The sequence below is a fragment of the Micromonospora sp. H33 genome, assembly GCF_052068455.1.
In the GTDB taxonomy this organism is placed as follows: Bacteria; Actinomycetota; Actinomycetes; order Mycobacteriales; family Micromonosporaceae; genus Micromonospora.
This window is the reverse complement of sequence record NZ_JBQHDE010000004.1, coordinates 190,182-204,255: the sequence shown is the minus strand read 5'-3', so window position 1 is coordinate 204,255 and position 14,074 is coordinate 190,182. Positions and strand designations below refer to the sequence as shown.

11 protein-coding genes are annotated in these 14,074 nt (G+C 74.2%); 5 read left to right on the top strand and 6 right to left on the bottom strand.

The features are described 5' to 3' along the window. Positions 1 to 102 precede the first annotated feature (102 nt). A complete protein-coding gene (locus ACTMS0_RS12755) occupies positions 103 to 1,389 on the top strand; it encodes an outer membrane protein assembly factor BamB family protein (protein WP_441155354.1) in 1,287 nt (428 codons plus the stop codon). Positions 1,390 to 1,494: 105 nt separating this feature from the next. Then, entirely contained in the window at positions 1,495 to 2,790 is a 1,296-nt protein-coding gene (locus tag ACTMS0_RS12750; RefSeq protein WP_441155353.1) for an outer membrane protein assembly factor BamB family protein, read from the top strand. A gap of 1 nt (position 2,791) precedes the next feature. Here the strand turns inward: ACTMS0_RS12750 and ACTMS0_RS12745 are convergent, their stop codons facing one another. Further along, positions 2,792 to 3,988: a peptidase C39 family protein gene (locus ACTMS0_RS12745; RefSeq protein WP_441155352.1), complete on the bottom strand. Its 1,197-nt coding sequence runs from the start codon at positions 3,986 to 3,988 to the stop codon at positions 2,792 to 2,794. A 130-nt stretch (positions 3,989 to 4,118) separates the two neighbouring features. On the opposite strand from ACTMS0_RS12745, the gene ACTMS0_RS12740 reads away from it, so the two are divergent. The 3 genes from ACTMS0_RS12740 to ACTMS0_RS12730 all read left to right on the top strand — a co-directional run bounded on the left by ACTMS0_RS12740 (position 4,119) and on the right by ACTMS0_RS12730 (position 6,620). Then, positions 4,119 to 4,787: a response regulator transcription factor gene (locus ACTMS0_RS12740; protein ID WP_441155351.1), complete on the top strand. Its 669-nt coding sequence runs from the start codon at positions 4,119 to 4,121 to the stop codon at positions 4,785 to 4,787. Further along, complete coding sequence (locus tag ACTMS0_RS12735) at positions 4,784 to 5,956, top strand: sensor histidine kinase (protein ID WP_441155350.1); 1,173 nt, start codon at positions 4,784 to 4,786, stop codon at positions 5,954 to 5,956. Before ACTMS0_RS12740 ends, ACTMS0_RS12735 begins: the two co-directional genes overlap by 4 nt. 277 nt (positions 5,957 to 6,233) lie before the next feature. Next, on the top strand, positions 6,234 to 6,620 hold the full coding sequence (locus tag ACTMS0_RS12730) for a VOC family protein (RefSeq protein WP_441155349.1): 387 nt from the start codon (positions 6,234 to 6,236) through the stop codon (positions 6,618 to 6,620). Between the two features lie 93 nt (positions 6,621 to 6,713). Here the strand turns inward: ACTMS0_RS12730 and ACTMS0_RS12725 are convergent, their stop codons facing one another. The 5 genes from ACTMS0_RS12725 to ACTMS0_RS12705 form a co-directional block, all read right to left on the bottom strand. Next, on the bottom strand, positions 6,714 to 7,568 hold the full coding sequence (locus ACTMS0_RS12725) for a hypothetical protein (protein WP_441155348.1): 855 nt from the start codon (positions 7,566 to 7,568) through the stop codon (positions 6,714 to 6,716). A gap of 157 nt (positions 7,569 to 7,725) precedes the next feature. Beyond that, the gene (locus ACTMS0_RS12720) at positions 7,726 to 8,604 is read right to left on the bottom strand and encodes a hypothetical protein (protein ID WP_441155347.1); all 879 of its coding nucleotides are present in this window, start codon (positions 8,602 to 8,604) and stop codon (positions 7,726 to 7,728) included. 624 nt (positions 8,605 to 9,228) lie between these two features. Further along, positions 9,229 to 11,298: a 3-hydroxyacyl-CoA dehydrogenase NAD-binding domain-containing protein gene (locus ACTMS0_RS12715; protein ID WP_441155346.1), complete on the bottom strand. Its 2,070-nt coding sequence runs from the start codon at positions 11,296 to 11,298 to the stop codon at positions 9,229 to 9,231. Continuing rightward, positions 11,295 to 12,488: a thiolase family protein gene (locus tag ACTMS0_RS12710; RefSeq protein ID WP_441155345.1), complete on the bottom strand. Its 1,194-nt coding sequence runs from the start codon at positions 12,486 to 12,488 to the stop codon at positions 11,295 to 11,297. The genes ACTMS0_RS12715 and ACTMS0_RS12710 overlap by 4 nt, the downstream gene beginning before the upstream one ends. A 200-nt stretch (positions 12,489 to 12,688) precedes the next feature. Beyond that, on the bottom strand, positions 12,689 to 13,951 hold the full coding sequence (locus ACTMS0_RS12705; RefSeq protein WP_441155578.1) for a ribonuclease D: 1,263 nt from the start codon (positions 13,949 to 13,951) through the stop codon (positions 12,689 to 12,691). Between the last annotated feature and the right edge of the window lie 123 nt (positions 13,952 to 14,074).

The following is a 14,074-nucleotide window of genomic DNA, read 5'->3' as shown; positions in this document are numbered from 1 at the left end:
ACGGGGCGGACTGGACGGACCTGCTGCGCATACGCTTCCATCGCCAGCAGCGAGCCGGCGGCCGGGGATCCGGCGCGGACGGCTGCCGGGAGGGGGTGCCGGATGACCCTGATCGACCTGGGTGAGCTGCGTGACGCCGAGGACCCGGAGCCGCCCGCCCGCCGGTCCCGGCCGGCCGCCAACCGGCTGCCGAATTTCCTCGCGGTGCTGCTGCTCGCCCTGCTCACGCTGGCCGCCGCGACCCCGCCGCCCGGCCGGGTCGCCGTCGTCGTACCGGCCCGGCTGGGGGTCGACCGGCTCGTCGCCGGGAACCTGCTGCTCGTCGTGGACCCGCTCAACCGGGACCGGACGCCACGGTCGGTGGCGGCGTACCGGCTGCCCGGCGGCGATCCGGCGTGGCGGGCGCCGCTGCCGGTGGACGGCCGGTTCTGGGGACTGTCCGCTCAGGGGGACCTGTTGCTGATCAGCGGGTACGACGAGCCGCCCGACGGCCGGGGGAGTGTCACCCTCGCGCTCGACGCGGAGACCGGGGCGTACCGCTGGCAGCAGGCCGGCTCGGCGCTGGAGGTGGCCGGTGGCGGCCTGCTCCTGGAGGACTTCAGCGGGGACGGCACCGGCACCCTGCGGGCCGTCGACCCCTGCTGCGGCACGCTTCGGTGGACCGTCCACGTGCCGGCGGGAGAGGTCGGCTACCGGTTCACCGCCGCCGGGACGGACCGGGTGGTCCTCAGCGATCCCCGGGGACGGGTCGAGGTGCGGGACGCCGCGACCGGCGCCGTCCTCGCCGCGGCCGACCTCTGGTCCGCCGCCGACCGGCCGTACCGCTCCACACAGGTGGTGGGGGACCTGCTGCTGACGATCGGGGGTATGCCTCCGGTGATGACGGCGTACGGGATCGACCGGCTGGAGCGTCGGTGGCGGGCGACGGTGCCGGACGCGGCGTACGTGCTGGACTGCGGCGGGGTGATCTGCGGTCAGACGCGGCCCGGGACCCTGTGGGCGCTGGACCCCGCGACCGGCCGTCCGCTGTGGACCCTTCCGGGCTGGGACCGGATGTGGGCGGCGCGTGGTTGGCTGGTCGTCGTCCAGGTCGACGGTACGCGCACCGGACCGGCCGACCTGTCGGTGCTCGACCCGGTCACCGGTCGGGTCCGGGGGGAGCTGGGGAAGTGGGAGCTCGTCCAGCAGGAGCCCGGTGACGGCCCATTGCTCGCCGTCCGCCCGCACCCGGCCGGCGGGCTACTGGTCGCCGAACTGGACGCGGCGGCGGCCACCGTCCGGATGCTCGACGTGCTACTCGAGGCGTCCGGCGACTGCCACGCGGTGGAGGGTGATCTGCTGTGCCGGCGGCCCGACGGCTCCTTCGGCCTGTGGCGGCTGCGTCGCTGACGGACCAGTTGGCCTGGGCGGCCCTGCGGGCCGTGGCGGCGGAGAGCGCATAGGCTTCCGTCGCCGAGGCGCCCGGACCGCCTGGCCACGGGGAGGGGAGGGCCGATGACGCTGATCGACCTGGGCGAACTGCGGGACGTGGCGCAGCCGGAGCGGCCGGCCCGCGCCCGCCCGCCGTCCCGCCGGGTCCCGGTGTTCCTCGCGGTGCTGCTGGTCGCCCTGGTCACGCTGGTCGCCTCGGCTCCACTGCCGGTACGGGACGTCGTCCTCGTGCCGTTCCGCCTCGGTTCCGACCGGATGATCGCCGGTGAGCTCCTGCTCGTCGTCGATCCGTCGGACCGGCCCGGCGGGTCACGCTCGGTCACGGCGTACCGGCTGCCGGTCGGGGAGGTGGGGTGGCGGGCGCCGCTGCCGGTGGCGTGGCGGGCGCCATTGCCGGTGGCCGGCGAATTCTGGGGTGTCTCCGCCGTGGCCGATCTGCTGCTGGTCACCGGGTACGACCCGCAGGCCCACGACAACCGGACCTTGGCGGTGGACGCGCGGACCGGGGCGTACCGCTGGCAGCAGCCGGGTTCCGCCGTGGCCACGGCGGGCGGTGGCCTGCTCCTGGAGGTCTTGGGCGAGGACCGCAGCGGGACGGTGCGTGCCGTGGACCCGTGCTGCGGAACGCTGCGCTGGCAGGTCGTTGTCGCCGCCGGAGGTCCCACGTACCGGGCCACCGGCGGGGAGATCGACCGGGTGGTGCTGAACACGCCGGGGGGACGGGTCGAGGTGCGCGACGCCGGCAGCGGTCGGATCCTGACCGCCGCCGACCTGCCCGTCCCCGAGAGCACGTTCGGTTCCGCGACGCAGGTTCTCGCGGACCTGCTGGTCACTGTCGACGGCGCGCTGGTGACCGCGTACGGGTTGGACCGGCTGGACCGACGCTGGCAGGCGACCGTGCCGGACGTCGTCTACGTGATGGAGTGCGGGCACGTCGTCTGCGCCCAGACCCGGTCGGACGTCCTGGCGGGGCTGGACGCGAGGACCGGAGCTCCGCTGTGGACCCGGACAGGCTGGAACACGGTGTGGGCGGAGGGGAGGCACCTGATCGTCACGTCCATCACCAACACCGGCGGCGAATTCTCGGACCTGGTCCTGGTCGACCCGGCCGACGGCAGCGTCCGGGCGGAGCTGGGGCGGTGGGACTTGATCGGCCGGTGGACCAACGCGGAACCGCTGCTCGCCGTGCGCCCGCGCCCGACCGGCGGTCTCGTCGTCGCCGAGGTGGACGCGGAGGCGGCCTCGGTCCGGATCCTCGACGTGCTGCCCGAGGCGATCGGTGACTGCCAGAGCGTCGACGGTGATCTGCTGTGCCGGCGGCGCGACGGGTCTCTGGGACTGTGGCGGCTGCGCCGCTGACCTACCAGTTGGCCTGGGTCGGTGGTGCCGGCAGCGGCACCCCGGGCGGGCGGACGACGTACGCCACCCCACCGCTGCCGGCCTGCCAGGCCCGGGCGAACGCGTCACGGTCGACGGTGCGCCGCACGCCCTCGTCGTCCGGGGCGTACGGGTCGTTGAGCACCGGGTCGCCGTCGGCGGTGAACCCGACCAGCACCATGAGGTGCCCGGCGGTGTCGTAGTGCAGCCCGGGCACCTCGCCGGCGCGGAACGAGGCCGAGACGATCAGCGGAATGCCGGCGGCGACGAACACCTCCGCCTCGGCCAGCGAGCGGAGCCGGGTGACGAACGCGTCCATCCCGTGCACCCCCGCGTACGCGGTGTTGAACGGCCAGTTCCCGGCGCCCGCGTACGCGTGGTCGAAGCAGTGCCGGGCGGCGTGCACCACCACCGGCCGGGGACCGGGTGGCCTCACCCACGCGTAGCGTTCCGGCGCCGGTTCCGCGCCCCAGTACGCGAGGACCATCGACGTGCAGGTGGGACTGCACCAGGAGTCCCCGCCGCCGGCCCACTGTGGGTGCGCGCCGGCGTGGACGCGCTGGGAGTACCGGGGCACGTCCAGCACGGTGCCCCAGGCCGCGCCGGAGCTGTCCGTCCCACCCGGCGCCGGGCGGCCGTCGTCCGGCCGGGGCACCGGGCCGGTCGCGACCGCGCCGACGGTACGCAGGACCGGGCCGCTCGTCGCGTCGTCGGGCCGGAGCAGCGTCACCCGGACCTGCCAACCCGTCGCCGCGGTGGACAGCACCAGGGTGTCGGTGTCCACGGTGGCGACGGCGTCCCGCTGCCCGGGGATCGAGGTGCGGCGGACGGCGTGGTCGTCGGCGGCCCACTCGGCCAGCACGTACCACCCGGTGGCCGGGGCGCCGTCGTGCCAGGCGCGCAGCTCGATCCGGAGCCAGCCGTCGCCGGGGGTGTCCGCCGTCCACGAGGGCACCACCTCGCGGACGGCGAATCCGGCCGGCACCGGTGGCGAGGTCCAGCTCCCGACGGCGTACCGTCCCACCTGGCCGTCCGGGTGGCGGTGTGTCACGCGGTCGGCCCCGCCGTCGAGCACCAGCCCCCGGTCCGTCCCGCGCAGCCCGGTGGCGGTGCCGAGGCGCAGGTCCGCCGGGAAGCGGAAGCCGCGGTAGGCGACGTCCCGTCCCGCCCGGTCGCTCATGGCACCCCGTTTCGTAACTCGGTGCCGGCAGCATCGCGTACGCCGAAGGTTTTCTGCAACAGCGACCGGCGCGGACCCGGGCTTGGCGGCCGGCACTAGGTTGTCGGGAGTCAGGCGCGAGGAGGCCGGGATGCGGATACTGGTGGTCGAGGACGAGCGCAACCTCGCCGACGCGATCGCACGCGGGTTGCGCAAGCGCGGCATGGCGGTGGACGTCGCGTACGACGGCGACAGCGGCCACGAGATGGCCTTCGTCACGCGGTACGACGTGGTGGTGCTCGACCGGGACCTGCCCGGCATGCACGGTGACCAGATCTGCGCCGAGCTGGCCGCCTCGGGTGCGCTGACCCGGGTGCTGATGCTGACCGCGAGCGGCACGGTCGCGGACCGCGTCGAGGGGTTGCAGCTGGGCGCCGACGACTACCTGCCCAAGCCGTTCGCCTTCGACGAGCTGGTCGCCCGGGTGCAGGCGCTGGGCCGGCGCGCCACCCCCGCCGCCCCGCCGGTGCTGGCGGTGGCCGACCTGGTGCTCGACCCGGCCCGCCGGGTGGCCACCCGGGGCGGCGTGCCGGTCGACCTGACCAACAAGGAGTTCGGCGTCCTGTGCGAACTGCTCAAGGCGCGCGGTGCCGTGGTCTCCAGCGAGGAGCTGCTGGAACGGGTCTGGGACGCCAACACCGACCCGTTCACCACCATCGTCCGGGTCACCGTGATGACGCTGCGGAAGAAGCTCGGCGATCCGCCGCTGATCGAAACCGTCGTCGGCGCGGGCTACCGCGTCGCCGAGGCGGCGTCATGACCCGCAGCCGCCGGCTGCGGCCCACCCTGCGGCTGCGCCTCACGCTGCTCAACGGCGTCCTGCTGGTGGGCGCCGGCGCCATCCTGGTGCTGCTGGCGTGGCTGCTGGTCCGTGACGCGCTGCGCCCCACCGACGAGCTGCTCCCCGGGACCACGGTGGTGCTGGCCGACGGCCGCTCCCTGGACGCCGCGCAGTGGCAGCGGCAACTGGTCGACGCGGCCAGCCGCGAACTGCTGGCCAAGGGCCTCGCCGCACTGCTCGCGATCGGCGTCGTCGGCGTGGCCGGAGCGTACGCGGTCGCCGGCCGGGCGCTGCGTCCGCTGCACCAGGTGACCGCCACCGCCCGGCGGCTCGGCGAGACCACCCTCGACCAGCGCATCGGGTACTCGGGGGCGGACGACGAGGTGGCCGAGCTGGCGCAGACCTTCGACGCGATGCTGGACCGCATCGGCGCCGCCTTCGAGGCGCAGAAGCGGTTCGTCGCCAACGCCTCGCACGAGCTGCGGACCCCGCTCGCCGTCATGCGTACCGAGATCGACGTGACGCTCAGCGACGACGAGGCGGACGCCGCCGAGTACCGCCGGATGGCCACCGTGGTCCGGGACGCCTCCGAACGCGCGAACGGGCTGGTCGACGCGTTGCTGGTGCTGGCCCGCAGCGAGGCCCAGGCCGGCCGCCGCCTCGCCCGCCGGACGGAGTGCGACCTGGCCGCCGGCACCGCCAACGCCCTGTCGGCGGTACGCCGGGAGGTGGAGCGCATCGGCCTGCGGGTGCAGACCTCGCTGGAGTCGGCGCCGGTGGTCGGTGACCCCGGGCTCCTCGACCGGCTCGCCGGCAACCTCATCGAGAACGCGGTCCGCTACAACCACCTGCACGGCCGGCTCTGGGTGCGGACCGGGTCGGACGGCCGGCGGTCCTGGCTGGTGGTGGGGAACACCGGCTTCGAGGTGGACCAGGCCGACGTGCCGGGGCTGTTCGAGCCGTTCCGCCGGGGTGGCCGGGAGCGGACCGGCGCCCGGGGCTCCGGTCTCGGGCTCTCCATCGTGCGGGCCGTCTGCGACGCGCACGGCGGCACGGTCAACGCCGTCGCCCAGCCGGGCGGCGGCCTGGAGGTGACGGTGACGCTCCCGGCGGCGGACGTCGGGCCGGACCCCGACGCGACCCTGTGACGCCGACCGGGGGCCGTGCCGCCCGGGGGTTGCGATCGCTCGGCGGCGATGTGAGGATCATGCGGTCAGCCCGATGAGGGAGGGGGGTGCGTCGATGTTCACCGTCATGCTGTCCGCGCCCCGCCTCGTAGGCTGACGCTCACTCACGCGGGGCCATCACCTCTCGACGTCGAGCGACCCGTGCGTCCACGGATCAACGGAGTCGTCCGTCGACTCGATCCCCACGCCGGTCCGGCTGCACAGCGCGCCGGGCGGCGTCCACGACAAAGGAACCAGAGTGAGCGCACGCATCCACAACATCAGCATCGACTGCCGCGACACGTACGCCCTGGCCGGCTTCTGGGCTCAGGTCTTCGACTGCCCCCGCCAGCCGGACGATTTCCCCGGTGACCCCGAGGCCATGCTCCTTCCCGAGGGCGGACCGGAGGTGCTCTTCCTGGCAGTGCCGGAGGGCAAGCAGGTGAAGAACCGCCTCCACCTCGACCTCGAACCGGCCGACCGGACCCGGGCCGAGGAGGTGAAGCGGCTGCTCGCCATCGGCGCGACGCAGGTCGCCGATCACGTCCGCCCGGACGGCTCGGGCTGGGTCGTGCTCGCCGACCCGGAGGGCAACGAGTTCTGCGTCCTGCGCAGCGCCGCCGAACGCGCCGCCGCCCAGGGCTGACGCCCGAACCCGCCGTTCAGGGCTGAGGCGCTGACGCGCCGGGCCCCGCCCACCTGGAGGTGGACGGGGCCCGGTCGTCGTTCGGGTCGATCGTCAGGACTTCTGCTCGATCTGGCCGCGCATGGTGACCAGTTCCTTCTGCACGTCCGCGCCGGTCTTGAAGTAGATCATGATCATGCCGACGCTGCCCTTGTCGCTCCAGACGCAGACGCCGATCGGAACGTCGGCGGCCTTGGCGTCGCCGCACCTGGCCTCCCCGCCGAGCGGCCCCGGGTCGACCGAGGACATCTCGCCGACCTTGACGTCGCTCTGCCGGGCACCGGTGATCGTCTCCTCGAGGGTCTTCGCCGGGTCGGTGTTGAGCCCGGAGGCGGCCGCCACCATCACCAGGTCCTGCTTGGCGGGGTCGCCGTAGAAGGCCCCGACGGTGCTGGTGGCGTCCGGGAGGGACTTGTTCAGCTCGGTCTCCAGTTGCTGGCTGATGCCCTGGAGGTTGGCATCGGTGACCTTCGGCCGGCCGGCGAGCGTCTCCGGCTCGACGACCCGGATCTTTGTGGCGTCGACGGTGTCCTTGACCTCGTCCTTGACGGCGAAGAAAGCGACCGCGGCCCCGCCCAGGCAGAGCACCAGCACGGCCGCGAACACGATCAGCAGGATCTTGCCGGCCGACCGCTTCTTCGGCGGCGGCGGCACCGCGCCGAACGGCTGGCCGGGCGCGCCCGACACGGGCGGCGGGAAGCCGCCGGCCGACTGCGGCGGCGGGTACCCGCCGGGCTGCTGGGGTGCCGGGTACGCGCCGGGCTGCTGGGGTGCCGGGTACCCAGCGGGTTGCTGGGGTGCCGGGTAGCCGCCGGGCTGCTGCGGGGGCGGGTAGGCGCCCGGCTGCGAGCCGTACGGTGCGCCGCTGCCCGGCTGGGAAGGATAGGGATTGACTGGCGGCTGGGACATGGGTCAGCTCCAGGTCTTCGACAAACGCGACGCGTGATCTTAGCCAGCGTGGGCCGCACCTACCGTTCGGCCGCCCGCCGGGGTGATCCACCTCGCTGCCGGACCTGGGCGGGTCGGCGTCCTCCTCAAGGGTGCCGACCCGCCGGATCCCGACTGTTCAGGAGCGCTTCTCGACCTGCCCCCGGATCGAGGTGAACTCGGACTTCGCCTTGCTGCCGGACGAGAAGAACATCACGATCATGCCGACGCTGCCCTGGTCGGCCCAGACGCAGACACCCAGCGAGATGTCCGAGGCGCTGCCGTCGCCGCACTTCGCCACGCCGCCGAGCGGGCCGGGGGACACGGTGGACATCCGCCGGACGTTCAGCTCCGCGGAGAGCGCCTTGACGGCGTCGTCCAGCTCCCGCTTCGGGTCGAGCACGAAGCCCGAGGCGCCGGCGATCATCACCATGTTCTGCTTCTCGGGGCTGCCGTAGAACGCGCCGATCGCGCCGCTCTCGCTGCGTACCGTCGACTTCATGTCCCGGACCATCTCGTCGGCCAGGGCGCGCAGTTCGGGGTCGGTGCTCTTCGCCCGGCCGCCGAGGGTCTTCGGCGCGACGAGCCGGATCCGTGGGTCGGAGCTGGGCTCGGCCGACGGTGCCCCCTCCTCGGCGGTGGTGCGGGGCGTGGCGTCGCCGCTGGGCGCCGAGGACGGCGCCGGCGCCGGCGCCGGGTCGTCGTCGCCGGACAGGGCGACGTAGGCGAGGCCGCCACCGCCCAGGCACAGCACCAGCAGGCCCACGAGACCCAGCGACAGCACCAGCGGGAGCCGGGACCGCCGGGCCGGCGCGCCGCCGGGTGCCTCTCCGCCGGGCGGCGGCGACGGGTACGCACCCGGTTGGGGGTACGGAGTGCTGCCCGCCGCCGGCTGGCCGTACCCCGGGGCGCCGGAGGTCGGCTGGCCGTATCCCGGCGGGCCTGACGTCGGCTGGCCGTATCCCGGTCCACTCGTCGGCCTGTCGGCGGGAGGGATCGGGGGGAACGAGGCGAACACCTGGGTGGGCTGGTCGGCGGGTGCGGGCGGCCGCGATCCGGGCTGCGGGCCGGGCCAACCGCCCCCGGCGGGGGCCGGCGGGTTTCCGCCGCCCGTGGGCCGCCACGTCTCCGCCGGTTGCTGCCAGCCGCCGGCCGAGCCGGCCGGGGTGGGCGGCGGTGTGGTCTCCGGCCAGGATCGCGTCGGCGGGGTCTGCGGGGAGTTCGGCCAGGCGGCCGTCGGCGGAGTCGCGGGCCGGGTCGGGTCGGCCCAGCCGGCCGGAGGCGGCGGTGGAGGCGGCCAGGCACCCCCCGGTCCGGTCCCCGCCGGCGGGGTCGCGCCGGGAGCGGGTGGCCAGGCGCCCGGCTGGGGCTCGTGGGCGCCGGGGTGCCGCCCCCACTGCGCCGGGGGAGGAGGCGGGGGAACAGGGGGCGGGGAACCGGGGTGCGAGCCGCCGCGCTCCGGTTGCCCGGACCAGGGGTCGACCGGCGGTGAGGACATGACATCAGCTCCAGGCGCGAAGATGCGAACGGGTGATCGTATCGGGCCGGCGGGCCGTCCCGCTGCCCCGGACCACGCCGTGGAAACGACGATCGCGGTGGCCGCCGGCTGGGCGGCCACCGCGATCGCGGGAAGCGGACTGCGTCAGGCCGGCAGGCTGGCCGCGCCCCGCGGCAGGAACCGCTTGCCGGCGACGCGCTCGGAGGTGCCGGTCCGGTCCAGGTACGGCGTGACGCCGCCCAGGTGGAACGGCCAGCCGGCACCGAGGATCATGCACAGGTCGATGTCCTGCGCCTCGGCGACCACGCCCTCGTCGAGCATGAGCCGGATCTCCTGCGCCAGCGCGTCGAGCGCGTTCTGCCGGACCTGCTCGGCGGTCAGCGGCTGGTCGCCGACGACCAGCAGCTTCGCCGCCTCGGCGTTGATCTCGTCGTCGACGACGATCGGCTGGCCGGAGTCGGCGATCCGCTTGAGGTTCTCGCTGACGCCGAACCGGTCCGGGAACGCCGCGTGCAGGGTGCCGCCGACGTGGTACGCCACGGCCGGCCCGACCAGCTGGAGCAGGGCGAGCGGGCGCATCGGCAGGCCCAGCGGGTCCAGCGCGCTGTTCGCCACGTCCAGCGGGGTGCCCTGGTCGACGGCGGCGAAGACGGTGCCGAGGAACCGGGTGAGCAGCCGGTTGACCACGAACGCCGGCGCGTCCTTGACCAGCACCGACGACTTCTTCAGCTGCTTGCCGACCGCGAACGCGGTCGCCAGGGTGACGTCGTCGGTCTTCTCACCCCGGACGATCTCCAGCAGCGGCATCATCGCGACCGGGTTGAAGAAGTGGAAACCGACCACCCGCTCCGGGTGCTCCAGGTCCTCCGCCATCGCCGTCACGGACAGCGAGCTGGTGTTGGTGGCCAGCACCGCCTCCGGCTTGACGATCTTCTCCAGCTCGGCCCAGACCTGCTTCTTGACGTTCAGGTCCTCGAAGACCGCCTCGATCACGAAGTCGGCGTCGGCGAAGACGGACTTGTCGACCGAGCCGCTCACCAGGCCGTACAGCTTGGCGGCGGTGCCCTTGTCCATCCGGCCCTTGCTGACCGACTTCTCGATCTGCTGGTGCACGTACGCCACGCCCTTGTCGACCCGGGCCTGGTCCAGGTCGGTCAGGACGACCGGCACCTGGAGGCGGCGGGCGAAGAGCAGGGCGAGCTGGCTGGCCATCAGGCCGGCGCCGACGATGCCGACCTTGGTGACCGGACGGGCGAGGCCCTTGTCCGGCGCGCCGGCCGGCCGCTTGGCCCGCCGCTGCACCAGGTCGAACGCGTACAGGCCGCTGCGCAGCTCCTCGGAGAAGACCAGGTCCGCCAGGGCCTCGTCCTCGGCGGCGGTGCCGGCGGCGAAGTCCGCGTCCTTCGCCGTCTCCAGCAGGTCCAGCGCCTTGTACGCGGCCGGGATCGCGCCGTGCAGCCGCTGGTCCAGGGTCTGCCGGGCGAAGTAGAGCACGCCGCCCCACATGTCCCGGTCGACCTCGGGCCGGGTCACGGTGACCTCGCCCCGGACCACGCCGGCGGCCCACTCCAGGGACCGCTCCAGGAAGTCGGCCGGCTCCAGCAGCACGTCCGCGATGCCCATCCCGGCGGCCTGCTTCGGCTTGAGCATCTTGTTCTGCATCAGCGGGTTCTGGATGATCACCTGGGTCGCCGCCGGGATGCCGATCAGGTTCGGCAGCAGCTGCGTACCGCCCCAGCCCGGGATGAGGCCGAGCGAGACCTCGGGCAGCGCGAGGGCCGCCGCGCCCGCCGACAGCGTCCGGTAGTGGCAGTGCAGGGCCAGCTCCAGACCGCCGCCCATCGCCGCGCCGTTGACGAACGCGAAGGTCGGGATCTCGCTGTCCTTGAGCCGGGCGAAGACCCGGTGGCCGAGCCGGCCGATCTCCAGGGCCTGCTCGCGGTCCGCGAGCAGCGGCAGGCCGGTGATGTCCGCACCCACGCAGAAGATGTACGGCTTGCCGGTGACCGCGATGAACGCCGGGTTCGCCGCGAGCGCGGCGGTGATCGCCTCGTCCAGGCTGGTCAGGCCACCTGGCCCGAAGGTGTTCGGCTTGGTGTGGTCGAAGCCGTTGTCCAGGGTGATCAGGGCGGCCGGGCGGTCCAGCCCCGGTACGTTCACCTGCCGCAGCAGCGCCTTGGTGACGACCTCGTTCGGTGCCGCGAGCGCGCTCACTTGTTGCCCTCCCAGTGCGGGTTCTCCCAGATCACGGTGCCGCCCATGCCGATGCCGATGCACATGGCGGTGAGGCCGTAGCGGACCTCGGGGTGTTCGGCGAACTGCCGGGCGAGCTGGGTCATCAGCCGCACCCCGGAGGAGGCGAGCGGGTGACCGATGGCGATCGCGCCGCCCCACGGGTTGACCCGCGGGTCGTCGTCGGCGATGCCGAAGTGGTCGAGGAAGGCGAGCACCTGGACGGCGAACGCCTCGTTCAGCTCGAACAGGCCGATGTCGTCGATGGTCAGGCCGGCGATGCGTAGCGCCTTCTCGGTCGACGGGATCGGGCCGACGCCCATGACCTCGGGCTCGACGCCGACGAAGCCGTACGACACCAGCCGCATGGCGACGGGCAGGCCCAGCTCGCGCGCGGTCTCCTCGGCGGCGAGGAGGCTCGCGGTGGCGCCGTCGTTCAGGCCGGCCGCGTTGCCCGCGGTGACCTTGCCGTGCGGGCGGAACGGGGTCTTGAGGGTGGCGAGCTTCTCCATCGAGGTGTCCCGGGGAGCCTCGTCCACGGTGGCCAGGCCCCAGCCGTTCTCCTCGTCGCGGATCGCCACGGGCACCAGGTCGTCCTGGAGCTTGCCGTTGGCGTACGCCTTGGCGGTCTTCTGCTGCGAGGCGAGCGCGAACGCGTCGGTGCGCTCCTTGGTGATGTGCGGGACCCGGTCGTGCAGGTTCTCCGCGGTGGCGCCCATGACCAGCGCGGACGGGTCGACCAGCTTCTCGGCGATGATCCGCGGGTTCGGGTCGACGCCCTCACCCATGGGATGGCGGCCCATGTGCTCGACACCGCCGGCGATGGCGATGTCGTACGCGCCCATGGCGATGCCGCCGGCGACCGTGGTGACCGCGGTCATCGCGCCGGCGCACATGCGGTCGATGGCGAAACCGGGGACCGTCTTGGGGAGGCCGGCCAGCAGGGCGGCGGTCCGGCCGATGGTCAGACCCTGGTCACCGATCTGCGTGGTGGCGGCGATGGCGACCTCCTCGACCCGCTCCGGCGGCAGCTGCGGGTTGCGGCGCAGCAGCTCGCGGATGCAGCGGATCACCAGGTCGTCGGCGCGGGTGTTGGCGTACATGCCACCCGCCTTGCCGAACGGGGTACGGACGCCGTCGACGAAGACGACATCTCGAACTTCACGGGGCACTTGAGCCTCCTAGCCGGCACTGGCGTTTCCTCGGATGCTACTCGCCAGTAACCAACGGGAACACCACCCCCCGTGTGGCCCACCCCACACCTGCCGGCGCCGGCTCCACTCGCGTTGATCATGAGGTTGGCGGCGATGTCGATCTCCGTTGCTGCCGTCAACCTCATGATCAACGCGGAGTCACGGCGCGGAGTCCGGGGTCAGGGAGCGGGCGGTGGGTCGGTCAGGGCGTCCGTCAGGGCGGGGAGGAGGAGGTGGATCTGCCACTCGCGGGCGCCGAGGCCGCGGAGGGTCTCCGCGACCGTTCCGTCTGTCACGTCCTCGGGTGGGACCCAGGCGAGCCGGCGGACCGAGTCGGGGGCGATCAGGTTCTCCGGCGGGAGCGTGTGCGCGCCGGCGACCTGGACGACCACCTCCCGGCAGCGGGCCAGCCGGGCGGCGGCCACCGGGTCCCGCTCGGCCCACCGGTGCGGTGGCGGCGGGCCCTCGACCGTCGGCGCCACCGGCAGCGCGTCGTCGGGCAGCTTCCGGGCGTCGTCGAGCGCGGCCAGCCACGTGCGGGCCAGCCGGCGCACCGACCGGCCGCCGAAACCGGGCAGCGTGAGCAGGGTCTTCTCGTCCTTCGGGTCCAGCTCCGCGGCGGCGACGATCGCCGAGTCCGGCAGCACCCGTCCCGGGGCGGCGTCGCGGCGGGCCGCGATCTGGTCCCGCGCGTACCACAGGGACCGGACCCGGGCCTGCGCCCGCGCACCGCGTACCCGGTGGATGCCGGAGGTGCGGCGCCACGGCTCGGCGCGGACCCGGGGCGGGCGGGCGCCGTTGCGGATCACCGCGGCGAACTCCTCCGCCGCCCACTCGGACTTGCCCTGCCGGGCCAGTTCGGCGTCGAGCGCGTCGCGCAGCTCGACCAGCAGCTCCACGTCCAGCGCGGCGTACGTCAGCCAGGACTCCGGCAGCGGCCGGTTCGACCAGTCCGCCGCCGAGTGGTGCTTCTCCAGGCTGAAGCCCAGCAGCTGCTCGGTGAGCGCGGCGAGGCCGACCCGCTCGAAGCCGGCCAGCCGGGCGGCGAGCTCGGTGTCGAAGAGGCGGCGGGGACGCAGCCCCAGCTCCGCCAGGCAGGGCAGGTCCTGGCTGGCCGCGTGCAGCACCCACTCGGCCTCGCCGATGACCTCGTCGAGCGCGGTCAGGTCGGGCAGCGGCAGCGGGTCGATCAGCGCCGTGCCGGCGCCCGCGCGGCGCAGCTGCACGAGGTAGGCGCGCTGGCTGTAGCGGTACCCGGAGGCGCGTTCGGCGTCCAGGGCCACCGGGCCGGTCCCCGCCGCGAAGCGGGCCACGACCTCCTCGAGCTCGTCCGCCGTGGTCACCGGCTGGGGCGTGCCCTCGCGCGGGGCGGTCAGCGGCACCGGCCCGTCGGCGGGGACGTCCTCGGGACGGGCGGCGCCGGCGGCGTCGGTCGGCGGCACGGGCCAGCCGGCGCTCGGGTGGCCGCCCGCGTCGTCCGGCTCCGGCAGGGCCGACGGCGGGTGGTGCGGTGCGTCTCCCGTACGACTTTCGGCGGCCCGACGGCGCAGGGGTGGTTCGTCGGT

Coding starts and splice junctions, on each gene's coding strand:
- ACTMS0_RS12735 (WP_441155350.1), top strand. CDS start 4,784: ATGACCCGCAGCCGCCGGCTGCGGCCCACCCTGCGGCTGCGCCTCACG.
- ACTMS0_RS12740 (WP_441155351.1), top strand. CDS start 4,119: ATGCGGATACTGGTGGTCGAGGACGAGCGCAACCTCGCCGACGCGATC.
- ACTMS0_RS12755 (WP_441155354.1), top strand. CDS start 103: ATGACCCTGATCGACCTGGGTGAGCTGCGTGACGCCGAGGACCCGGAG.
- ACTMS0_RS12725 (WP_441155348.1), bottom strand. CDS start 7,568: ATGTCCCAGCCGCCAGTCAATCCCTATCCTTCCCAGCCGGGCAGCGGC.
- ACTMS0_RS12750 (WP_441155353.1), top strand. CDS start 1,495: ATGACGCTGATCGACCTGGGCGAACTGCGGGACGTGGCGCAGCCGGAG.
- ACTMS0_RS12745 (WP_441155352.1), bottom strand. CDS start 3,988: ATGAGCGACCGGGCGGGACGGGACGTCGCCTACCGCGGCTTCCGCTTC.